The sequence below is a fragment of the Mesorhizobium loti genome, assembly GCF_013170705.1.
Classification (GTDB): Bacteria; Pseudomonadota; Alphaproteobacteria; order Rhizobiales; family Rhizobiaceae; genus Mesorhizobium; species Mesorhizobium loti_D.
The window spans coordinates 5,071,129-5,092,993 of sequence record NZ_CP033334.1; the positions used below are offsets into that span (position 1 = coordinate 5,071,129).

Consider the following 21,865-nt stretch of genomic DNA (forward strand, 5'->3'; position numbering starts at 1 on the left):
CAGCCAGGCCATTCCCCAGAAGGATATCTGCAATGAACGTAAAGGCATCCCTCCTCGTGCTCGGCGCGATCTCCAGTCTTTTCATCGCCGGTGCGGCGAGCGCTCAAGCGGTGGACGCGTTGCGCGTTCGTGGTACTGTGATCAGCTTCGAGCCCTCACTGCTCACCGTCAAAACCCGCCAGGGCAACACCTCGGCGATCAAGCTCAATACCGGCTGGAAGATCTCTGGCGTCGCCAGCGCCTCCGAAAAGGACATCAAGCAAGGCGATTTCCTCGGCATCGCTTCCGTTTCAAAGGCGGATGGCGGCAGCGGGGCGCTGGAAGTCGTGATTTTTCCCGCTGCCTTGAAAGGCACCGGCGAGGGTGACCGCCCATGGGACCTGCAGCCGAACAGCCGCATGACCAACGGCACGGTAGCGGACGTCACCGACATAAGCGGGCGAGCCGTGACGCTGACCTACGACAATGGGCAAACCAAGAAGATTTCGATCCCCGACAGCACGCCTGTCGTGACCTTTGCCCCGGCCACGCCGACCGATCTCAAGCCAGGCGCAACGGTCTTCGTGACGGCCCAGCGTGAGGCTGACGGGACGCTGAGTTCCAGCCGTGTCGTGGTGGGAAACAAGGGCGTGGTCCCGCCAATGTAGCCAAACAGCCGGAAGGAGCGCGGCTTTTCGGGCCTGGTGGTGATGGCCGGCAAGCCAGCTTCTTCAGAAACAGTCCAGAAATAAAATTCTACAATCGGGAAATACTGACGAAAAAATTCGGGAGCGTAATCCCATGCGCGGCGGTCGGGCTATCGACCCGATGTATATCTGCCCGCGAAAAAAGGAACCGATCCATGAAGAAGTCCCTCCTCTCGGCTCTCGGGCTTGCAGTTGCAGTTGCTTTCACGGTGCCGGCTATCGGCGTGACGAGCGCGGATGCGGCCCCGATGGCGAAGCATCATCGTCATCATCACCACCATCGTCATCATCACCGCCATCACCATCACCACCATCATCACCACCACATGAAGACGATGAAGAAGGCCTGACACCACACTGCCAACGAGAAGACCGGCCTTGGCTTCTTGTTCAGGGCCGGTCTTCTCCTGGTCGCACTGCCAGGCCCGACATGAACCGGGCCTCACACTTCGCCACCCTCGGCGATCGGCTCGATGTCGAAGGCGGCGCTGTTTTCGAGGGCGCAGGCCACTGTCTCGTACTCTCGGGTGCAATGGCGCCTATAAGGACGCCACCGACAGGGACGGCACGGTCTATGGCCAATGCAGCCAGACCGCGCAGGTTTCGCCCCAGACCAAGATCAAGCTCGCCAAGTAACCACCGGACGGCAATAAGAATGGCGGCTCGCCCTTCGGGTCGGCCGCCATCTTTCTTGGTTGAATCCCTTGTCTTATGAGCGGAGGGATCCTCAGCGCCGGCTGAAAAGCAGGCTGGCGACCAGGCCGAGTACCACAAGGCCGACCGCGGCGGTGGCCGCCGGGTGGTCGCGGGCCGATTTTTCGATCACCCTGCCCTGTTTGCGGATTGCCGGCATGGCATCCCGCAGCCGTCCAGCAAGATCCGAGTATGTATCAAGAGCGGCATCGCGACCGTCTTCATAGTACGCGCCACCCCGTTTTAACGTTGCCCTGCGCAACGCCGCGAGTTCCCTTGAGAGGGCCGCGACCTGCTTTTCGAGGTCGATGTCCGAAAGGGTCGAGAATGATGCCATCATGCGTTTCCTTGTCTTGCTGGACGACGTCTTGCAGAAGGAAACGTAACGCCTCACCCGAAGGCGAGTTCCGGCCCAAAGGCTTCAAAACGCGTCGTGCGGCGGTCAGCGCACCTGGTCAAGCAGACGCTTGCATTCCAGCAGATCGAACAGCGCCTCCTGCAGCAGCGCGCGGTTGTCGCGCGAGAGTTTCGACGCGTCCGGCTGAACCGGACCTTCCTCGTCGCTCTTGCCCAGGCCAAAAAAGCGGCGACTGGGCTTGACCCTTGGCTGGCCAACCAGCTCATCATCTCCACCGCGCGGCTGCGCCGCCGAGGTCAGCGGCACTTGGTCGGCCTGCTTCCGTTGCGAGATCGCCTCGACGGCCGCCATGTCACCATTACCGATGGCGACCAGGAAATGATTGCCGTTTTCGCGCAGCAGCTTCTGCACGCCCTTGATCGTGTAGCCCTGGTCGTAGAGCATGTGGCGGATGCCCTTGATCAGTTCGACATCCTGCGGCCGGTAGTAGCGACGGCCGCCGCCGCGCTTCATCGGCTTGATCTGGTTGAAGCGCGTCTCCCAGAAGCGCAGCACATGCTGCGGCAGGTCAAGATCTTCAGCGACCTCGCTGATGGTGCGGAAGGCGTCAGGGCTCTTGTCCATGGGCGAAATCCTCACGCTGGAGCGTGACCCGGAACGGCATTCAGCGAGATCAGGCTCACCAAAGAGAAAAGCTCATTCCAGTCGCGCGGAATGGACCATTCGCGGAACACCAATCCGGCCATGCTGCCGAATCGGACCTTATTTCAGCGGTTTGTGAAGCAATATTCAAGCCCCGCGTCATGGCGGCGCCGGTTTTCAACCGCCAATGGAGGCTATTTGCCGCCCTTGGCCTTGCTGTTCTGATGCGAGCGCAGGATGCGGTTCTTCAGCACGTTGGACGATTTGAAGGTCATCACCCGACGCGGCAGGATCGGCACCTCTTCACCGGTCTTGGGATTGCGTCCGATGCGCTCGTTCTTGGAGCGGACATGAAACGTCGCGAAGGACGACAGCTTGACAGTCTCGCCACGCACGATGGCTTCGCAGATTTCGTCCAGCACAGCTTCGACGAGTTCGGCGGATTCAGTGCGCGACAGACCGACCTTTCGATAGACGGCCTCCGCAAGGTCGGCACGCGTAAGTGTCTTTCCCCCCATGCGACCGTCCCATCAGCTCAAACATAAAAATCGGCACAACAACGGCTGAGCCTAAGTAATTGATCCGGCAAGGTCAAGGACCGAAACCGACCCGTTCGGCACTTACCAGCGAACCAGAACAGCACCCCAGGTGAAGCCGCCGCCCATCGCTTCCAGGAGGACCAGGTCTCCCTTCTTGATGCGACCATCGGCAACGGCCACCGACAATGCCAGCGGCACGGAAGCCGCCGAGGTGTTACCGTGCAAATCGACCGTAACCACCACCTTTTGCTCGGCTATCCCGAGCTTCTTGGCGGAAGCGTCAATAATTCGTTTATTGGCCTGGTGCGGCACGAACCAGTCGAGATCGTCAGCGGTGATGCCCGCGGCCGAGAAGGTCGCCTCGATAACGTCGGTGATCATGCCGACCGCGTGCTTGAAGACCTCGCGGCCTTCCATCCTGAGATGGCCGACCGTTCCCGTGGTCGACGGTCCGCCATCGACGAAAAGCTTGTCCTTGTGCGCGCCGTCGGAGCGCAGGCTGGCCGCCAGAACGCCATGGTCGGCAATCGTGCCGGCCCCCTCGCCCGCTTCAAGGACCAGCGCGCCGGCGCCGTCGCCGAACAAGACGCAGGTCGAGCGGTCATTCCAGTCGAGGATGCGCGAGAATGTTTCCGAGCCGATGACCAGTACACGCTTGGCGAGGCCGCCACGGATATAGAGATCGGCTGTCGTCACCGCATAGACGAAGCCCGAGCACACTGCCTGCATGTCGAAAGCGAAGCCGTGATGCATGCCGAGCCTGTTCTGGATCTCGACGGCAGTAGCCGGGAATGTGTTGTTGGGCGTCGATGTCGCCAGCACGATCAGGTCGATGTCGTCCGGCGTCAGCCCGGCATTTGCAAGGGCGGCGCGGGCCGCGGCCTCGCCCAGGGAAGCCGTTGTCTCGTCGTCGGCCGCGATATGACGCTGGCGGATGCCGGTGCGCTGGGCAATCCACTCGTCCGAGGTTTCGACCATGCCCTCGAAATCGGCATTCTTCATGATGCGGCGGGGCAGCGCGGCGCCCGTGCCGCGCACGACTGATCTGATCAAAGTTCTTTCCTATTCCTTCGCGTCGGTAACGACGTCGGATTTCCTAGATGACAGGGCACGCGGGTTGCGTGCGTGAAACAGGTCCAGGTCGGCCTCGATCCGGTCAAGCAGATTGTTGCGAACCATGTCGTAGCCGAGTTCGATCGCGGCGGCGAACCCGTCCGAATCGGCGCCGCCATGGCTTTTGACGACGATGCCGCTCAGCCCCAGGAAAACGCCGCCATTGGAGCGGCCGACATCCATCTTTTCGCGCAGGCGATCGAAGGCACCCTTGGCGAAGACATAGCCGATCTTGGCCATCAGCGTGCGGCTCATGGCGGCGCGCAGATACCCTGCTATCTGGCGCGCGGTGCCTTCCGCCGTCTTCAGCGCGATATTGCCGGCGAAGCCTTCGGTCACCACCACATCGACCGTGCCCTTGCCGATATCGTCGCCTTCGACAAAGCCATGATAGTTCATCGAGGCCATGTTGGCCTCGCGCAGCATGCGTCCTGCTTCCTTGACCTCTTCCTGGCCCTTGATCTCTTCCACGCCGACATTGAGCAGGCCAACCGTCGGTCGGGCGATGCCGAACACGGCGCGCGCCATGCCGGTGCCGAGAATGGCAAAATCGATGAGCTGTTGCGCATCGGCGCCGATGGTGGCGCCGACGTCCAGAACCACGCTTTCGCCGCGCAATGTCGGCCACAATGCCGCGATCGCCGGGCGATCGATGGTCGCCATGGTGCGCAGGCAGAATTTCGACATCGCCATCAACGCGCCTGTGTTGCCGGCGGAGATGCAGGCGTCCGCCGCACCCGACTTGACCGCTTCGACCGCCTTCCACATCGAAGACTTCCAGCGGCCATGGCGCAGCGCCTGGCTGGGCTTGTCGTCCATCCTGACCGCGATCTCGCAGTGGAAGAATTCGCTCACCTCGGCCAGTTTGGGGAACTTGGCCAGTTCGGGGCGCACCAGTTCCTCACGCCCGTAGATGACGAAGCGAATGTCGGGACGGCGGGTCGCGACCGTCATGAGCGCCGGAATGACCACGGCTGGTCCGTGATCGCCGCCCATGGCATCGATGGAAATCCTGATCACGCGGTATTTATCTCACGGTTATGCGGCAGGTCGCTTTAGTGATCGCGAAGGTTCGGCGAAAATAGCGGTTTTGGGTTTTCACACAACCGACTTTTCCATCGCGGGCGAGGTTTTCAGGATTTTCCCAGCAAGGATCGCAGTTTTTGCTGGAATTCGTTCTCAGCCGCTTCGGTCCTACCGCCGGCGTCCAACGAAGCGCCCGGCTTGCGCGGATAAGGGTCGATCGCCAATCCGAAGAACTGTTCGGCGAGTGCCCCGACATCGATGGTGTCGCCGGAAAATGTTTCGGGACCGTCGGGCCCGTCCGCATCGAGAAGTATCTCACCGCCGCCTTCGAATCCCTGCCGTCCGAGCTTGGAGTCCTCGGGCAACAGCAGCGCCTCGACCGGCTCGTCGATATGCGCCTGGACCGGATCGAGCGTGACGATGCAGGCCTGGGTGATGTCGGCCTCGACACGGCCGCTGACCTTCACGCCATTGCGCTTCCAGGACGCCACCAGGAGTTCCGCACGATAGGCTTCCACCGAAAGCAGCCCATGCTCCCCGGCGAGCGCCGCGCGCTGGGCGGCATCGGCCTCGATCACCACGGGCAGGCCCTTCTGCGGCAGCCGGGCGACGTTGGCGAAAAACGATACCGGGCTTCGCGTATCAGCGTGTTTCATCAAGCTCCTCCCTTGGCGAGCGGAAACGTCGCCGTACCGGAAACGATTGATTCGGACGGCTGCGCGGCCAGTTGCCGGCAAGCATCGACAACATAGTCGGCCAATTGCGACGCCTCGGGCCACGCGCCGGCGTCGGGCCGGACATTGCGGGCAAGGGCCGCGGTCAGCCCGTCATGGTCGTTTCTTTCCAGCGCATCATCATAGGCGGCGGTACGACCATAAAACATCTTCGCCAGCTTCTTCATGCGTTTGGGCACGCCAACATCGCCAATGCCCAACTCCCGCAGCGAATGATCGACGTCGAGGAAGAACTCGTCGATCAGCACCTGGGCGATTTCCTGCGTCACGCCGTCTTCACCGCGCAAGCGATGCTGGAACAGGAACATATGCAGCGAAAGCATCTCGAAACGGCCTAGCGGCGTGTCCGGTACATTCCAGTGGGAATAAAATACAGTCTGCCGCGCCGCTGCCACGATTTGTGCGTAGAGCGCGTCGGTGATGGCGCGGTTGGCATGGCGTTCGCGACCAAAAAGGCGCTGGAACATGGGGATGGTCTCCGGGGACCGTTTGTTGAATTGGCCTTGTTGCATCGGCAGGCAAGCTGGTTTACCGGTTTTGCGGCCCAGCGCAAGTTGCGGCGATATAATGGAGAATTGTTGTTGCGCGCGCTGAATTTCAAGTCGACCTTCTCGTCCAGGCCTGCTGGCGCGATCTCACTGCTGCTCGTCGTATCGGCGCTCTCGGCATGTCATACCAACAAGATGATCGGCGACCTCAATCCAAGCGAGACGTTTACGCAAGGGTACGTCTATGACCAGCAGGCGGTCGATTCGGTGCCTGTCGGTTCCAGCCGCGAGCAGGTGCTTCTGGCGCTTGGCACGCCATCGACGACAGCGACGTTCGACAACGAGGCGTTCTATTACATTTCGCAAACCCGCAAACGCTATGTCGCCTTCGACAAGCCCAGGCTCGTCGACCAGAAAGTGCTCGCGGTCTATTTCGGGGCCGACGGCCGCGTCAGCCAGATCGCCAATTACGGCTTGAAGGACGGCAAGATTTTCGACTTCATTTCGCGCACCACGCCGACTGGCGGCAAGGACCAGAACTTCCTCAGCCAGATCATCAACGGCGCGAGCAAGCTGGCGCCCGGCATTCCGGGCGGTGGAACTCCCTGATCATCAGAACCCGCTTTCCCTTGGGAAAGCGGCAACATCTCAGGCGACCGAAAACCCGTGGGAGCGATCTCACGGGTTTTTGTTTCGCCAAGGCAAGGCCAGCTTGCCAGCAATGGGGCAAGCCCTTATCAAATCCCCTGGGCTTTGGTTTTTTGAAAATGAGCAGTGGCGAACGTATAGCGCCGGACGGCTGGATGGCCACCGGCACGCCTGACAGGCAAACCGTGACCTCGGACTGGCTTGCCGTCGATCCTCCGGCAATCGACGGCGTCAGGGTCAAGGAAATCAGGCCCGTCGCGACGTCCAACGGCTATCTCACCGAGGTATTCCGCGATGAGTGGGATCTCGACCGGTCGCCAGTCGGCCAGGTCTTCCAGCGCACGATGTATCCAGGCGCGGTAACCGGCTGGCATGCGCATGAGGTGACGCTGGATCGGCTGTTCTGTTGCGTCGGGAGCGTGCGCATATCGCTCTATGACGGCCGAAAGGCCTCGCCCAGCTTCGGCACTGTCTGGCACAAGATCGTCGGCGCGCTACGACCGGCGATCGTCATCATCCCGCCCGGCGTGTGGCACGGTGTGACGGCGCTCGGGCCGGAGATCGCCCTGCTGCTCAATCTCGTCGACAAGGCCTATGCATATGACGCGCCTGACCATTGGCGCCTGCCGCCGGACACCGATCACATCCCCTACAAGCTGGTGTAGCGTGGCGCGCCCCGGCCAGTCCGATGCAGCCGGGCAGAAGCCGCCGCTCGTCTCGGTGGTGATCGCAACCCACGACCGCCCGGCCGCCTTGCGGCAGGCATTGCGCAGCGTCCTGGGTCAGACCCTGCAGGACTTTGAAATTCTGGTGATAGGCGACGCCTGTCGCCCCGACACGGCGGCGGTCATCGCCGAATTCGCCGATCCGCGCATCGTCTATATCAACCCGCCGGCCAATTTCGGCGAGCAGTCCGGCCCCAACAACATCGGCTTTGCCAGGGCACGCGGCCGGTTCGTCGCCTTGCTCAACCATGACGACCTCTGGTTCCCGGACCATCTCGCGGCGACCACGGGATGGATCGATGCGACCGGCGCCGATGTGGTGATCGCAAGGGGCGTCGTTGTCGAACCACCGCTGGTCGATGGCAAGCCTGTCAAGAACTCGATCTTCGGCGTCGGCAAGGATGGATTCTACGATCCCGTTGACACGGTAGGGTTTGGCTCGGCGCAGGTAGTCCGGCTGATATCGCTGGACTGGCTCGGCCCCTGGCGCCCCGCCAGCCAGTGCTTTTGCGAGGCCTCGCAGGACTGGCTCTTCCGGGCCTGGCGAAAGGGCGCGGTCATCGCGACGATGCCGCATCTGACCGTGCTCAAGCTGCATTCCGGCAATCGCAAGGGCAGCTATGTCAAGGACCTTGCGACGGAACAGGAAGAGCTCGTCGCGGCAATGGCGATGCCCAACACCTTGCGGGTGAGAGTTCTTGCCGGTGCCGACGGACCGCCTCGCTCGACAAGAGCCACCTATCTCAGGCGCAGATTGCTCGCGGCTTGCGGCATCCACCCCAGGGCGCGTTCCTTCCGTCATCGACACAAACGCGGCGCATTCGTCGCGCTGCTGCGCGAGATTCGCGGCCTCCCGCCAATGCCCGAGCGCGAGCCGGGTGTGCAGGAACTGTCGGAGATCTACGGCAGCCGCCCGGACACGGACGCCAGCGGCGGCTGAAATCCCGTCGAAGCTGACGCATCAAAATGAAAAGCCCGCGGGGATCGCTCCCCGCGGGCTTTTTGGACCACCGACCCGGCGGTTAGCCGTGCGCGAGCACGGCCAGCAGCAGGAGGGCCACAATGTTGGTGATCTTGATCGCCGGATTGACCGCGGGGCCCGCGGTGTCCTTGTAGGGATCGCCGACCGTGTCGCCGGTCACCGAAGCCTTGTGCGCCTCGGAGCCCTTGAGGTGCTTGACGCCGTCCTTGTCGGTGAACCCATCCTCGAACGACTTCTTCGCATTGTCCCAGGCGCCGCCGCCCGAGGTCATCGAGATGGCGACGAACAGGCCGTTGACGATAACGCCGAGCAGCGAGGCACCGAGGGCCGCGAAGGCCGATGCTTTCGAACCGGAGATCAGCAGCACGCCGAAATAGACGACGAGCGGCGCCAGCACCGGCAGCAGCGACGGGATGATCATCTCCCGGATCGCCGCCTTGGTCAGAAGATCGACCGCACGCGCATAGTTCGGCTTGGACGTGCCTGCCATGATGCCCGGATCTTCGCGGAACTGCTTGCGAACCTCCTCGACGATGGCGCCCGCCGCGCGGCCAACGGCCGTCATGGCGATACCACCGAACAGATACGGGATCAGACCGCCGAAGATCAGGCCGGCGACAACGTAAGGGTTGGAGAGATCGAAGGAGATTTCGCCCATGCCCTGGAAGTAGGGATATTTGTCGCCATTGGCGGCAAAGAACTTAAGGTCGTTCGAATAGGCCGCAAACAGCACCAATGCGCCGAGGCCTGCCGAGCCGATGGCATAACCCTTGGTCACGGCCTTGGTGGTGTTGCCGACCGCGTCGAGCGCGTCGGTGGAGTGGCGCACTTCCTTGGGCAGGCCCGCCATTTCGGCGATGCCGCCGGCATTGTCGGTGACCGGGCCGAAGGCGTCGAGCGCCACGATCATGCCGGCGAGGCCGAGCATGGTGGTGACCGCGATCGCCGTGCCGTAGAGGCCGGCGAGCTGGTAGGTCGAGATGATGCCGCCGACGATGACGATGGCCGGCAACGCCGTCGATTCCAGCGAAACCGCGAGGCCCTGGATGACGTTGGTGCCGTGGCCGGTGACCGAAGCCTGGGCGATCGAGTTGACCGGGCGCTTGTTGGTGCCGGTGTAGTACTCGGTGATCACCACGATCAAACCCGTCACCACGAGGCCGATGAGGCCGCAGATGAACAGGTTCTTGCCGGTGATGACGATGCCGGCGACAGTGCCGACCTCGCCCCAGCCGAGCGTTGCCGAAGTGGCGATGGCGAGGCCGACGATCGACAGCAGGCCGGTGACAATGAGCCCCTTGTAGAGGGCGCCCATGATCGAGCCATTGGAGCCGAGCTTGACGAAGAAGGTGCCGACGATCGAGGTCAGGATGCAGGCGCCGCAGATGGCGAGCGGATACAGCATCGCAGTCTGGAGAACGGCGGTCCCGCCAAAGAAGATGGCGCCGAGAACCATGGTGGCGACGACCGTCACCGCATAGGTCTCGAACAGGTCGGCCGCCATGCCGGCGCAGTCACCGACATTGTCGCCGACATTGTCGGCGATGGTGGCCGGGTTGCGCGGATCATCTTCCGGGATGCCGGCTTCGACCTTGCCGACCAGATCGCCGCCCACGTCGGCACCCTTGGTGAAGATGCCGCCGCCGAGGCGGGCAAAGATCGAGATCAGCGAGGCGCCGAAGCCGAGCGAGACCAGCGAGTCGATGACGATGCGGTCATTGGGCTGGAGGCCCATGGGGCCGGTCAGGATCAGGTAGTAGATCGAGACGCCAAGCAATGCCAGGCCCGCCACCAGCATGCCGGTGATGGCGCCCGACTTGAAGGCGATGTCGAGACCGGCGGCGAGGCTGTTGGACGCCGCCTGCGCGGTGCGCACATTGGCACGCACCGAAACATGCATGCCGATGAAGCCGGCGGCGCCCGACAGGACGGCGCCGATCAGGAAGCCGATCGCGGCGGTGATAGAAAGCAGCCACCAGGCGAGCAAAAGCACGACCACGCCGACGATGGCGATGGTGGTGTACTGGCGCGCCAGATAGGCTTGCGCGCCTTCGCGGATGGCGGCGGAGATTTCCTGCATGCGTGCATTGCCCTGATCGGACGCGAGAACCGATCGTGTCGCCCAGATAGCGTAAAGGACAGAAAGCAGACCGCAGGCGATGACGGCGTAAAGTATGGTCATTGCCAAATTTTCCTCGATTGTTGGCCCAAATGAACCCCTCCCTGGGCCGTTGAGACAAAGACCGGAATCCGCGCACGGAATCCACCTCTTCGCATCGGTGTATGCGAAACAGGGCTCGGAACGTCAAGATATTGTTCAGTTTTTGCCCGGCTTTCGCCCAAAAGACAAAGCCGCGACCACAGTGCCCACATGGGCCTTTCATTTAGATCGATTGAAATGACGCACGGGAACCATTGCGACAGGACGGCCAACTCCCAAGGATTATTCCGCCTCGCGGCCCATTCGGCGTGCGGTGTAGCGTTCGACCGCCGACAGACCGTCGTAGATCAGCACGGCAAGGGCCGCCACGATCAGGCCACCCTGCAGGATGAAGGCAAGGTTGTTGGACAACAACCCGGCGATGATCACCTCGCCCAGCGTCTTGGCGGCCACGGTCGAGCCGATGGTGGCCGTGGCCAGGCTGATCACCACCGACAGCCTGATGCCGCCCAGGATGATCGGCGCGCTCAGCGGCAGCTCGACCTTGGTGAGCCTTTGCCAGCCGGTCATGCCCGCGCCACGCGCCGCCTCCATGACGTTGGCCGGCAGCGTCGTCAGTCCGGTCAGCGCATTCTCGAAGATCGGCAGCAGGCCATAGAGAAACAGCGCGATCAGCGTCGGCTTCTCGCCAAAGCCGACAGCCGGCACGGCAAGCGCCAGCACCGCCACCGGCGGAAAGGTCTGGCCGATGTTGACCAGGCTGCGCGACAGCGGCAGGAATTCGGCGCCGGCTGGCCTGGTAACGAGGATGGCCAGGGCCACGGCAACGATGGTCGCGGCGACGGTGGCGATCAGCACGGTGCGCAGATGCAGCAGCGTCAACGTCAGCAGGCTGCCTTGATTGTAGATCGCGGGAGCATTGTTTTCGGTCAGCGGCTTGAGCAGTGGCTCGAACCAGCCTGGACTGGTGACAAAGGCCACGAGCAACACCACCAGGGCAAGCCTCAGCAGCAGAGGCAGCCAGGCTTTCATGCCGGCCTCGCCGCGCGCTTGACCAGCCCGTCCACCGTGACGCGGCCGAGCGGTTTGCCGTCGGCGCCTTTCACCGGCAGCGCCGGCCGGCCCGACCACAGGAGTTCGGCCAGCGCATCGCGCTGGCTTGCATCGCCAGGGATCGCCTCGCCATCGGCGGTGCCCTTTTCCACCGCGTCACGCACCCGCCCGAGCGACAACAGCCTGAACGGTCTCTCGCTGGCGCCAACCAGGGTCTCGACAAAGCTGCTGGCCGGCTTTGCCAGGATCTCGGCGGGCTTGGCGTATTGCACGAGCTTGCCGGCATCCATGACAGCGATCTTGTCGCCCAGATGCACGGCCTCTTCCATGTCGTGAGTGACGAGAATGATGGTGGTGCCGAAGCGCTTCTGGATCGCCAGCAGGTCTTCCTGCGCCTTGGTGCGAATGATCGGGTCGAGTGCGCCAAACGGTTCGTCCATCAGAAGCACGTTGGGCTCGGCGGCGAGCGCCCGGGCCACCCCGACACGCTGCTGCTGGCCGCCGGACAATTCGTGCGGGTAGCGCGGCCCGAATGCCTCGGGATCAAGCTGGTAGAGCGTCATCAGTTCGTCGACGCGGGCCTTGATACGGGCCTTGTCCCAGCCGAGCAGCACCGGCACGGTGGCGATGTTCTGCGCCACGGTGCGATGCGGAAACAGGCCATGGCCCTGGATGGCGTAGCCGATGCTGCGTCGCAGTTCGTAGCCGGGCACCGAACGATTGTCGGCGCCGTCGAGCTTGATGATGCCGGCGGTTGGCTCGACCAGCCGGTTGATCATGCGCAGCAACGTCGTCTTGCCGGAGCCGGAGGTGCCGACAATGACACAAACCGTGCGTGGCTCGATGACCATCGACACGTCGTCGACAACGGTGGTCGCATCATAGCGCTTGGTAATGCCTTCGATCTCGATCATGCCGTTTCAACCCTGCGCCTGGTGGCGGTCATTTCGATCACCGCATCGAGGATGATGGCGGCGGCGAAGGCGAGCGCGACCGTCGGCACCGCGCCAAGCAGCACCAGGTCCATCGCCGTCTGACCAACGCCCTGGAAGACGAAAACGCCGAAGCCGCCGCCACCGATAAGCGCGGCGATGGTGGCGAGGCCGATATTCTGCACCAGCACGATGCGGATGCCAGTGAGGATCACCGGAAAGGCCAGCGGAAATTCGACGCCGAACAGGCGCTGGCGGTCCGTCATGCCCATGCCGCGCGCGGCGTCGTTGGCGGCACGCGGCACGCCGGCGAGACCGACAACCGTGTTGGCCACCACCGGCAGCAGCGAATAGAGAAACAGGGCGACGAAGGCAGGTGCGGTGCCTATGCCGCGAATGCCGAGCGCGGCAGCTCCGGGCACATGCGCGGCGACCCAGCCGAGCGGAGCGATCAGCAGGCCAAACAACGCGATCGAAGGAATGGTCTGGATGATGTTGAGCACGTTGAGCACGCCGGCGCGCAGCTTTTCGACGCGGTGGCAGAGGATGCCGAGCGGCAGGCCGACGATCACTGCCGCGGCCAGCGAGCCAAGTGCCAGCGTCACGTGCTTGGAGCCCTCGGCCCAGAAACTGTCGGCACGGTTGGCGTATTCCTTGAGGATGGAAAGGTCGTTCCAGGCCCCCGACACCAGAAGCAGGCCGACCGCCACCGCGGCGGCGGCCAGCACACCGACACGCGCCGATGGCGACAAATTCAGGCGCGTCAGCACGTCGGCCAGCAAGAGCGTGAACGCAAAGATGAGAATCCAGAAACCGGAGGCCGGAGATACTCTGGCAAAGGTGTTGCCGGCCGGCGTCAAGAACGTGCCGGCGACGCCGACAAGCAGCGCGAGCGCGGCAAGCGCGACCACACCGGCGGCAAGGCGCAGCCCAAGCGGTGTCCTGAAAAGTGCTATGAGCGCCGCCACGACCACGATAGCCAAAAGCAATGCCCCGGCGGTTGCCGGCAGCGCCTCGAGAATCGAACGCGCCTGGCCGGGAACGATCCGGTTGGCGCGGAGCGTGGCGAAGGGGGCGAGGAACGCTGCATAGGCGGCGATCGCGGCGATGACCACGCCGAGCTTGTCGAAACGGATTGACACGCCCTCCCCCGTCGGTCGTTCCGGCGCGCCACGCATGCGGCGCGCCGGAATCGCCTACTTCAGAAAGCCGTTCTTCTTCAGGAAGTCCTCGGCGACGCCCTTGACCGGCTCACCGCCGACCTGCACGCGGCCGTTCAGCTCCTGCAGCGTGACGAGGTCGAGCTTGGCGAAGACCGGCTTCAGCAGCGTCTCGATCTCGGGATGTTCCTTGAGCACGGATTCGCGGATGATCGGGGCGGGTTGGTAGACCGGCTGCACGCCCTTGTCGTCCTCAAGCACGACCAGGCCGGACGGCGCGATGCCGCCGTCGGTGCCATAGACCATGGCAGCGTTGGCGCCACTGGTCTGGTTGGCCGCCGCGGCGATAGTCGCCGCCGTGTCGCCGCCCGAGAGCGTGATCAACTGGTCCGGCTTCAGGGTGAAGCTGTAGGTGGTCTGGAAGGCCGGAAGGGCTGCCGCCGAATTGACGAACTCGGAGGACGCCGCCAGCACCACCTTGCCGCCGCCGGCGACGTATTTGCCGAAGTCCGACAGGGTGACGAGCTTGTTTTCGTCCGTCACTTCCTTGCGCAGCGCGATCGCCCAGGTGTTGTTGGCCGGCGCCGGCGACAGCCAGACGATCTTGTTGGCATCATAGTCGAGCTTCTTGGCCGCCTCATAAGCCTTGGCGGCATCCTTCCAGACCGGGTCATCGGCCTTTTCGAAGAAGAAGGCGGCATTTCCGGTGTATTCGGGATAGATGTCGATCTCGCCGGCGGTGATCGCCTTGCGCACCACCGGCGTGCCGCCGAGCTGGATGCGGTCCGTTGTCTTGATGTTGTTGGCGTTGAGCACGAGCTGGATGATGTTGCCGAGTACGCCGCCCTCGGTGTCGATCTTCGAGGACACGACCACCTGGGCACTGGCGGAAGCCGCCGTGATGCCGAGCGCGAGCGCCGCGCCAGCCAGAGCCTTGATTGAAAACATTGTGAAAATCCCTTGCTATGAACCGGAATCGGGTCGCCGCATATGAGCATGGCCCAAACGCGGCGTCGGGGCATACGGTTTCATAAGAGCAGGTATCAGCGCAATAATTTTGTTCTGAAGCGGCGACTTCGACCGAAGCCATCCTGACAGCATCATGTCACCTCAAGTCGAGGCTCAGGCGTCGGATTTGCGCGGGCCCGTCAGTTTCAACGTGCCAAGTGCCAAAAAGCACAGAACGGTGACCGGAAAGATCATCCAGTTGAGCATCTCCCAGCCCCAGGCGTTGTAGACCATGCCCGACAGCAGCGACGCGCAGGCGACGGAGCCGAACAGGGCGAAGTCGTGAAAACCCTGCACCTTGCCCTTTTCCGACGGCCGGTAGCTGGCAGCGACCATGGCGGTGGCGCCGATGAAGCCGAAATTCCAGCCGAGACCGAGCAGGATCAGCGATGTCCAGAATTGCCACAGCGCCAGGCCCGACAAGGCTACCGCAGCGCAGCCGATCAGCAGCAGCAGGCCAATGGCGACGATGCGCTCGGCGCCAAACCGATGGATCAGCGAGCCGGTGAAGAAGCTCGGCGCGAACATCGCCATGACGTGCCAGGAAATGCCCAGCGTCGCATCATTCTCCGACAGGCCACAGCCAACCATGGCCAGTGGCGCGCCGGTCATGACGAAGCTCATCAGCGCATAGCAGCCGACGGCGCAGAACAGTGCGGCGACGAAGCGCGGCCTGGTGACGATTTCGGCCAGGGGTCTGGCATCGCCGCCGGCAACATCAACCTTGCTGGCGGCCTTTGCCGGCAGGCGCAGAAACGACAGGGTAACGGCTCCAACCGCGGCAAGCGGCAGGATAGCGGCGAATGACCCGGCAAACATCACCGGCGCGAACAGTTCACGGGTGAAGATGACGATCTGCGGCCCAAGGATGGCGGTGACGATGCCGCCGGCCAGCACGAAGGAGATGGCGCGCGCCTTGAACTCCGGCGGCGCGTTGTCGGCGGCGGCGAAGCGGAACTGCTGGACGAAGGCACCACCGATGCCGATCACGAGCAGCGCGAACGCGAACAGCCAGAAACTGCCGTGGAAAAGCGCCAGGGTGGCGATCAGGCCGCCAAGCGCGGTGACGACGGTTCCGGTCATGAAGCCGCCGCGCTGGCCCAGCCGGCGGATAATGGCCGCGGCCGGCAAAGCGCCAAGCGCCACGCCAAGGTTGAAGCCGGTGATCGGCGCCGTCGCCAACGACTTGTCGGCGCCGAGCAGGTATTGCCCTGCCAGTGCACCCATGGAGATGGCTATGGGTGCAGCCGAACCGATAATCGCCTGCGAGGCAGCGAGGATCAAAGCGGTGTGCCGCGCGTCCCTGCCCACCTCGACAGTGGTGGCTGTCACGATGCGTCCTTGCCGCGCCCCTCGCCGCGCACCCGGCGTGACACGCGGTCGAGCACGGCATTGACCAGCTTCGGTTCGTCTTCCTCGTAAAAAGCCTTGGCGATGTCGACATATTCCGAAACGATGACCGCCACCGGCACGTCTTCGCGCTTCATCAATTCATAGACGCCGGCGCGCATGATGGCGCGCAGCGTCGAATCGAGCCGAGACAGCGGCCAATCATCGGTCAGCGCCTGGCGGATGATTGGATCGATGGTCTTCTGGTTCTCGACGACGCCGGTCAGGATGGCGCGGAACCATTGCGCATCCGCCTCGCGATAAAGCGCGCCGTCGACTTCCTTGCCAAGCCGGAACGCCTCGTATTCGGCGGTGATCTCGAAGACGCCGCTGCCGGCGACATCCATCTGGTAGAGCGCCTGCACGGCAGCCAGACGGGCGGCACCGCGCTTGTTGGCGTGGCGTATCGCGGGCTGTCCGGGCGAAGCGGGTTCGCTCACGATCGCGCTCCCAATTGTTCCTTGAGGGCGATCATGGTCAGCGCCGCACGCGCGGCAAAGCCGCCCTTGTCGCCCTCCGAGCGCTTGGCCCGCGTCCATGCCTGTGCATCGTTCTCGGTGGTCAGGATGCCGTTGCCGATGCAGACCGAGTCCTGCACGGACAGGTCCATCAGCGCGCGGCTGGATTCGTTGGCGACGATGTCGAAATGATAGGTGTCGCCGCGAATGACGGTGCCGAGCGCAACGAAACCGTCGTAATTCGTGCCGCCTTCCGCCGCACCGTCCAGAGCGAAGGTAATCACTGCGGGAATTTCCAGCGAACCTGGAACGGTGATGACATCGTAGGTCGCGCCCGCTTCATCGAGCGCGCTCGTCGCGCCTTCGAGCAGCGCGTCGGCAAGGTCGTCGTGGAAGCGCGCTTCGACAATCAGCAGATGCGCCTTCGCCTTCGGGCGAATGAAGGCTTTGCCGTGTTGGGATGTGCCTGCCATAAAAATCTCCGGGGGGTTGCCGGTGACTTAGGCCGAAGCCGGATTGATCGCAAGCGGAAGATTGCTGGAGGTGTGTCGGGCTTATCGCCGCTTTGGGGAAGGCGCCGAGATCGGACAGTCCGTACCGAGGCTTTCAGCCCAGTCAACAACGGCTTCGTGATCCACCACACGGCCGGCATCCACATCGGCCGATGCTTCCCACGTGAGGCGCTCTTGCTCTTTGGAATTCCTGCTTTCCATCACAGTCACTTCCTCATTTAAACAGCTCTGCGATATCAGCCATTGGCCGAAACAGCTTCTTAGGCTGATCGGGAAATGACAGAAAGCTTTCTCGTTCGTAAAAGCGGCGTGCGTTCTCATCCTTTGCGTCGACAATGACAGCGAACGAGGCAATCTCGCTGCGGAGCGATCGAAGCAAGGCATCGGCCAGGAGGTATCGACCGTAACCCCTGCCCTGTTGCCGTCGATCGACTGCCAGACGTCCGAGAAGCGTTGCCGGAATGAGCCGATAACGCGGCAGCTTACGGACAGTTTGGACAGGCCATTCGCCGACATCCACCGCAGTCGATGAGAGCGTGTAAAAGCCACCAATAGCTCCATCCGGCATGACCAGTACGAACGGCGCGGCAATGTTTTTGCGGGCCTCTTGTCCGGCCTGCATCCGAAGGTATCGATCGAGTGATTCTACACCGCTTTCAAACAAGGTTCTGTCGTGCTGCGGACCAAGCACTTCAACTCGCAAAGAGGCCTCGGTCGAGCCCGTCACCCTCAGGTGCCAGTGGCGTGGCGATACCGACGCACCGTATCGCGCAGGCGGTCGTTTACTGGTTTCGGATTGACGAGGGCATCCACGAAGGCCTGGCTGTCACGAACGGATAGCTCCAGGCGCTGATGCTCCTCGATGGTCCGGCGGGCAGCCTCCTGAACGCTCGTCAGCACGAAGTCCGTTACCGTGCGGCCCTGGAGCGCCGCAGCGTGCTCGATAAGGTTCTTCTGGTCGGCCGTGACGCGAGTTTCAAGACGTTCGCCACGAACACGGCCACGCGGTGGGTGTGCAGTCATCGTCGTTCTCCTGGCGACAATGTACGGCCAATGGCCGGAAGTTTCAAGGTCGCCATGAGGTACCGGCGCCGTTCAGACCGCTCGCCGCCCCTGCCGAGCGACAAAGACCATGATGTCGTCAAACATGTCTTCGAAGGAGCCGTGAGCGCGTTCGGCTTGGCGAAGTTCGCCAACAAGTTCCAAAACAGAACCCATATCGATCGCACCGCGCGATATGGCCCATTCCTGTGATGGAAATCCTTCGGACATCCGGATCGGAAGAACGGGCGTATTTGAAGCAGACATCCTGCGCAAAACGCCAGTCATCGTGCCACGATATGCTGAGTATCGCGCGGATTTGCTCCCCGACATCGCCGGAAAGCAGATCTTTGTAGGTCTTGGAGCTGTCGAGATATCTGACCGCTTCGTAGACTAGGTTTTCAGTATCTTCGATCAATTGCTGCCTTCGGGACGGCTCGCGGAATATCGACCAAGTGACCGCTACAAGCCCTCTTTCGCCGCCTCCGCCAGTCGCGCCGCGTAGCGCGCCATGGTGTCGATCTCGAGATTGACGCGGTCGCCGACCTTGCGCTCGCCCCAGGTGGTGACGGTCAGCGAATGATGGATCAGCAGCACGTCGAAGCGGGTGCCCTCCACTTTGTTGACGGTGAGCGAGGTGCCGTCGAGTGCGACGGAGCCCTTTGGCGCGATGAACTTCGCCAGGTGGCGCGGCGCCTCCAGCGTGAAGCGCACCGCGTCGCCCTCGTCCTTGCGCTCGACAATCTCGGCAGTACCGTCGACATGGCCCGACACGATGTGGCCGCCGAGTTCGTCGCCGATCTTCAGCGCCCGCTCGAGATTGACCTTGGTGCCGGATTTCCAGCCCGAGGCCGTGGTCAGCCGCAAGGCCTCTTCCCAGGCTTCGACCTCGAACCAGCGCGCGTTCGAGCCATGTTCGGGCAGCGCCGTGACCGTCAGGCAGACGCCGCCGCAGGAGATCGAGGCGCCGATGGCGATGGTTTCGGGATCATAGACGGTATCGATGCGCAGGCCGACGCCTTCGCTGAGCGGCTTGACGGCCGCAACGATGCCGATATCGGTGACAATTCCTGTAAACATCAATGCCGATCCCTAGAGGTCTCTTATCCACTCGGCGTAGGTGTCTTCGCCGAAGCGCATCTCGCGCAATTTGCGAAAGCCTGCCGAGATATGGTCAGCATCGACCGGCGATGCAATGCCGTCCTCGCCAATCGCCTCCGGCCCCTGGAACAAGACGATGCGGTCGACCAGCTCTTCGTCCAGGAATGCCTTGGCGACCTGGGCGCCGCCCTCGACCAGCACGCTTGCCATGCCGAGCGCCCCCAGGTCTTCGAGCAGTTCCGGCAAGGCAACCACGCCGTCATGCGTTTCAGTGCCTATGAAGCGTACGCCGGCGCGTTCCAGCGCGGCGCGGCGCTGCGGATCAGCCTCAAGACAGGCAGCGACATAGAGCGGCACGCGGTCGACACCGGAAACCAGCTTCGAGGCTTCCGGGAGCCGTATCTGGCGATCGAGGATGATGCGCGCCGGCGAACGGTTTTCCAGTCCAGGCAGGCGCACGGTCAGTGCCGGGTCGTCTTCCAGCGCCGTGCCGACGCCGATCAGGATAGCGTCCGACTCCGCGCGCATCAGATAGACGTCGCGGCGAGCGACCTCGCCGGTGATCGCAACCTGGCCGGCGCCTTTCCTGCCGATCTTGCCATCGCTCGAAAGCGCAAGCTTCAGCGTCACTTCCGGGCGTTTTCGCAGGGATCGAATCAAATAGCCCGCCATCTGCTCGGCGGCCTCCGCGGCCAGCACCTTCTCGACCACCTCGATGCCGGCGGCGCGCAGAATGGCGTAGCCCTTGCCGGAGACGCGCGTGTCCGGATCGCTGGCAGCCCCTACGACGCGCGCGATGCCGGCATTGACCAGCGCATTGGCGCAAGGCGGCGTGCGGCCGTGGTGGGCACAGGGTTCCAAAGTGACGTAAGCCGTGGCGCCACGCGCGAGCTCGCCGGCCTCGGCCAGCGCCTCGGTCTCGGCATGCGGACGGCCACCGACGGCGGTGACGCCGGTGCCGACGATCATCGGCCCCTCGCCATCATCGCGCACGATGATCGTTCCGACCGAAGGATTGGTCGAGGTCCTGCCCGCATTCTTGCGAGAAAGCCGCAGGGCCGCGGCCATGAAACGGCGATCAAGGGCCGCTTGTCCGGCCTCGCTCGGTTGCGGTGCTGCCATGCTCAGCCGGCGTCCTCTTCGGTCTTGTCTTCGTCGCCCTTCAGTTCGCCCAGCAACTCGTGGAAATCCTTGGCCTCGCGGAAATTGCGGTAGACCGAGGCAAAGCGCACATAGGCGACGTCGTCGAGCGATTTCAACGCCTCCATGACCAGCCGGCCGACCTCGCCGGAAGCCACTTCCGTCTCGCCGGAGCTTTCGAGCTGGCGCACGATACCGGTCACCGCGCGGTCGATGCGCTCGGGATCGACATTGCGTTTGCGCACCGCGATCTCAACCGAGCGCAGCAGCTTGTCGCGGTCGAACGGTACTTTCCGGCCCGACTTCTTGACCACGACCAGATCGCGCAACTGCACGCGTTCGAAGGTGGTGAAACGGCCGCCGCAATCGGGGCAGACACGCCGCCTGCGGATCGCCGCGCCATCCTCGGCGGGGCGCGAATCCTTCACCTGCGTATCTTCGGACTGGCAATAGGGACAGCGCATGAAAAGCCTTGGGTTCGCGAATCTGGTGAGGCGAAAGATTTAGAGCCTTTCCGGCCGGGATTGAAGCAGTTCCGTTTCTTCAGAGATAGCGAGGCGCGAGGAAGATTGCCAGCGTGGCAACCGGCCAGACGGCGATGCCGCCGGCAACGGCCAGGCGATAGTCGACCTATTGCGGACCCAGCCGTCCAGTCACGGCGCGACGTCCTTGGTCGGGAAGCCGCAGGACGTGCCCAGGTTGCGGTAGGCCTTGGTGAAGCCGTCCATCGGGATACTGGCGAAAGCCTGCTTGCCGAAAGTCACGTCGAGCGAGACAACCTGGCGCATGGCACGCAGCAGCGCGAGACTGGTCTTGGCCTGATTGTCGACCGTCCAGCTCGGGCGGCCGATGACGGCATCGTTGGAATAGACCGTCGCCGAAACCTTGACGCCGGGGTCGCCAAACGTCGCCGCGATCTTCTTGCCGGTCGGCAGCTGCTTGTTGTCGACAGTGAGCATGATGGCCGGAAAGGCATCGGGCGGCAGCGCATCGCCGGTCGAGATCGACAAGGTCAGCGTGCCCGAATTGCCGTTCGCATCGAAGAACGCCGTCGAAGCCGCACAGGTCTTGCTCGCATCCTGGCCGGTGTCGAGCACATCGACGATGGTCGTCCATTTGCCGAAAGTGTTGGTAACCGGCGTCTCCGGGGCGGGCTGTGTCTGCGCCAGGGCGGATCCGCAAAGGGCCAGCCAGCTGACAACGCCGAGCGGGGCGAGACGAAAATTGCGCATCATCAGGTCTCCAGTTCCATGCGTCACCCGATCAGGGGTGACGC

The 21,865-nt window shown here is 63.1% G+C and carries 26 protein-coding genes; 4 read left to right on the forward strand and 22 right to left on the reverse strand.

The genetic code is table 11. The annotated features are described in order from the left end of the window. The first annotated feature begins 32 nt into the window (after positions 1 to 32). Positions 33 to 647, forward strand: coding sequence for a hypothetical protein (locus EB815_RS25010; RefSeq protein ID WP_056562452.1), 615 nt, complete (start codon positions 33 to 35; stop codon positions 645 to 647). 766 nt (positions 648 to 1,413) lie between these two features. On the opposite strand, the gene EB815_RS25015 is transcribed toward EB815_RS25010, so the two are convergent. The 7 genes from EB815_RS25015 to EB815_RS25045 form a co-directional block, all read right to left on the reverse strand. Beyond that, complete coding sequence (locus tag EB815_RS25015) at positions 1,414 to 1,716, reverse strand: hypothetical protein (RefSeq protein ID WP_056565430.1); 303 nt, start codon at positions 1,714 to 1,716, stop codon at positions 1,414 to 1,416. Between the two features lie 105 nt (positions 1,717 to 1,821). After that, positions 1,822 to 2,361, reverse strand: a complete 540-nt coding sequence (locus EB815_RS25020; protein ID WP_056562455.1) for a MerR family transcriptional regulator — start codon at positions 2,359 to 2,361, stop codon at positions 1,822 to 1,824. 212 nt (positions 2,362 to 2,573) lie between these two features. After that, positions 2,574 to 2,897: an integration host factor subunit alpha gene (locus tag EB815_RS25025; RefSeq protein WP_010915609.1), complete on the reverse strand. Its 324-nt coding sequence runs from the start codon at positions 2,895 to 2,897 to the stop codon at positions 2,574 to 2,576. A 102-nt stretch (positions 2,898 to 2,999) separates the two neighbouring features. After that, positions 3,000 to 3,971 carry a beta-ketoacyl-ACP synthase III gene (locus EB815_RS25030; protein ID WP_056562459.1) on the reverse strand — a complete coding sequence of 324 codons (972 nt, stop codon included), beginning with the start codon at positions 3,969 to 3,971 and terminating at the stop codon, positions 3,000 to 3,002. A gap of 9 nt (positions 3,972 to 3,980) precedes the next feature. After that, positions 3,981 to 5,051, reverse strand: a complete 1,071-nt coding sequence (gene plsX / locus EB815_RS25035) for a phosphate acyltransferase PlsX (RefSeq protein ID WP_019857626.1) — start codon at positions 5,049 to 5,051, stop codon at positions 3,981 to 3,983. 113 nt (positions 5,052 to 5,164) lie between these two features. After that, positions 5,165 to 5,713, reverse strand: a complete 549-nt coding sequence (locus tag EB815_RS25040; protein ID WP_056562462.1) for a YceD family protein — start codon at positions 5,711 to 5,713, stop codon at positions 5,165 to 5,167. Next, entirely contained in the window at positions 5,713 to 6,258 is a 546-nt protein-coding gene (locus tag EB815_RS25045; protein WP_056562464.1) for a ubiquinol-cytochrome C chaperone family protein, read from the reverse strand. The genes EB815_RS25040 and EB815_RS25045 overlap by 1 nt, the downstream gene beginning before the upstream one ends. A gap of 114 nt (positions 6,259 to 6,372) precedes the next feature. Between EB815_RS25045 and EB815_RS25050 the strand changes: the two genes are divergently transcribed. The 3 genes from EB815_RS25050 to EB815_RS25060 all read left to right on the forward strand — a co-directional run bounded on the left by EB815_RS25050 (position 6,373) and on the right by EB815_RS25060 (position 8,592). Further along, positions 6,373 to 6,888, forward strand: a complete 516-nt coding sequence (locus EB815_RS25050; RefSeq protein ID WP_056562468.1) for an outer membrane protein assembly factor BamE — start codon at positions 6,373 to 6,375, stop codon at positions 6,886 to 6,888. 158 nt (positions 6,889 to 7,046) lie between these two features. Continuing rightward, a complete protein-coding gene (locus tag EB815_RS25055; protein ID WP_056562471.1) occupies positions 7,047 to 7,592 on the forward strand; it encodes a dTDP-4-dehydrorhamnose 3,5-epimerase family protein in 546 nt (181 codons plus the stop codon). Between the two features lies 1 nt (position 7,593). After that, entirely contained in the window at positions 7,594 to 8,592 is a 999-nt protein-coding gene (locus EB815_RS25060; protein WP_056562475.1) for a glycosyltransferase family 2 protein, read from the forward strand. A gap of 82 nt (positions 8,593 to 8,674) precedes the next feature. Here the strand turns inward: EB815_RS25060 and EB815_RS25065 are convergent, their stop codons facing one another. The 15 genes from EB815_RS25065 to EB815_RS25135 all read right to left on the reverse strand — a co-directional run bounded on the left by EB815_RS25065 (position 8,675) and on the right by EB815_RS25135 (position 21,821). Further along, positions 8,675 to 10,816 (reverse strand): sodium-translocating pyrophosphatase, encoded by a 2,142-nt coding sequence (locus EB815_RS25065; protein ID WP_056562478.1) that lies wholly within the window; start codon positions 10,814 to 10,816, stop codon positions 8,675 to 8,677. 261 nt (positions 10,817 to 11,077) lie between these two features. Then, positions 11,078 to 11,827 (reverse strand): ABC transporter permease, encoded by a 750-nt coding sequence (locus EB815_RS25070; RefSeq protein WP_056562481.1) that lies wholly within the window; start codon positions 11,825 to 11,827, stop codon positions 11,078 to 11,080. After that, the gene (locus EB815_RS25075; RefSeq protein ID WP_056562484.1) at positions 11,824 to 12,762 is read right to left on the reverse strand and encodes an ABC transporter ATP-binding protein; all 939 of its coding nucleotides are present in this window, start codon (positions 12,760 to 12,762) and stop codon (positions 11,824 to 11,826) included. The genes EB815_RS25070 and EB815_RS25075 overlap by 4 nt, the downstream gene beginning before the upstream one ends. Continuing rightward, entirely contained in the window at positions 12,759 to 13,958 is a 1,200-nt protein-coding gene (locus tag EB815_RS25080; RefSeq protein ID WP_171883319.1) for an ABC transporter permease, read from the reverse strand. The genes EB815_RS25075 and EB815_RS25080 overlap by 4 nt, the downstream gene beginning before the upstream one ends. An 18-nt stretch (positions 13,959 to 13,976) precedes the next feature. Continuing rightward, positions 13,977 to 14,888: a glycine betaine ABC transporter substrate-binding protein OsmF gene (gene osmF / locus EB815_RS25085; protein ID WP_056562487.1), complete on the reverse strand. Its 912-nt coding sequence runs from the start codon at positions 14,886 to 14,888 to the stop codon at positions 13,977 to 13,979. Positions 14,889 to 15,062: 174 nt separating this feature from the next. Then, positions 15,063 to 16,280 (reverse strand): MFS transporter, encoded by a 1,218-nt coding sequence (locus EB815_RS25090; RefSeq protein WP_056562489.1) that lies wholly within the window; start codon positions 16,278 to 16,280, stop codon positions 15,063 to 15,065. Continuing rightward, positions 16,277 to 16,777 (reverse strand): transcription antitermination factor NusB, encoded by a 501-nt coding sequence (gene nusB / locus EB815_RS25095; protein ID WP_056562492.1) that lies wholly within the window; start codon positions 16,775 to 16,777, stop codon positions 16,277 to 16,279. The genes EB815_RS25090 and nusB overlap by 4 nt, the downstream gene beginning before the upstream one ends. Beyond that, a complete protein-coding gene (gene ribH / locus EB815_RS25100) occupies positions 16,774 to 17,268 on the reverse strand; it encodes a 6,7-dimethyl-8-ribityllumazine synthase (RefSeq protein ID WP_056562495.1) in 495 nt (164 codons plus the stop codon). Before ribH ends, nusB begins: the two co-directional genes overlap by 4 nt. A 253-nt stretch (positions 17,269 to 17,521) precedes the next feature. Then, on the reverse strand, positions 17,522 to 18,034 hold the full coding sequence (locus EB815_RS25105; protein WP_056562499.1) for a GNAT family N-acetyltransferase: 513 nt from the start codon (positions 18,032 to 18,034) through the stop codon (positions 17,522 to 17,524). Positions 18,035 to 18,036: 2 nt separating this feature from the next. Further along, complete coding sequence (locus EB815_RS25110) at positions 18,037 to 18,330, reverse strand: DUF1778 domain-containing protein (protein ID WP_056562503.1); 294 nt, start codon at positions 18,328 to 18,330, stop codon at positions 18,037 to 18,039. 72 nt (positions 18,331 to 18,402) lie between these two features. Then, a complete protein-coding gene (locus EB815_RS25115; protein WP_155772397.1) occupies positions 18,403 to 18,615 on the reverse strand; it encodes a hypothetical protein in 213 nt (70 codons plus the stop codon). Positions 18,616 to 18,810: 195 nt separating this feature from the next. Continuing rightward, on the reverse strand, positions 18,811 to 19,428 hold the full coding sequence (locus EB815_RS25120; protein ID WP_056562509.1) for a riboflavin synthase: 618 nt from the start codon (positions 19,426 to 19,428) through the stop codon (positions 18,811 to 18,813). 12 nt (positions 19,429 to 19,440) lie between these two features. After that, positions 19,441 to 20,571 (reverse strand): bifunctional diaminohydroxyphosphoribosylaminopyrimidine deaminase/5-amino-6-(5-phosphoribosylamino)uracil reductase RibD, encoded by a 1,131-nt coding sequence (gene ribD / locus EB815_RS25125; protein ID WP_056562512.1) that lies wholly within the window; start codon positions 20,569 to 20,571, stop codon positions 19,441 to 19,443. 2 nt (positions 20,572 to 20,573) lie between these two features. Next, the gene (gene nrdR, locus EB815_RS25130; protein ID WP_056562515.1) at positions 20,574 to 21,053 is read right to left on the reverse strand and encodes a transcriptional regulator NrdR; all 480 of its coding nucleotides are present in this window, start codon (positions 21,051 to 21,053) and stop codon (positions 20,574 to 20,576) included. Between the two features lie 189 nt (positions 21,054 to 21,242). Beyond that, the gene (locus tag EB815_RS25135; RefSeq protein ID WP_171883362.1) at positions 21,243 to 21,821 is read right to left on the reverse strand and encodes a hypothetical protein; all 579 of its coding nucleotides are present in this window, start codon (positions 21,819 to 21,821) and stop codon (positions 21,243 to 21,245) included. Positions 21,822 to 21,865: the final 44 nt, after the last annotated feature.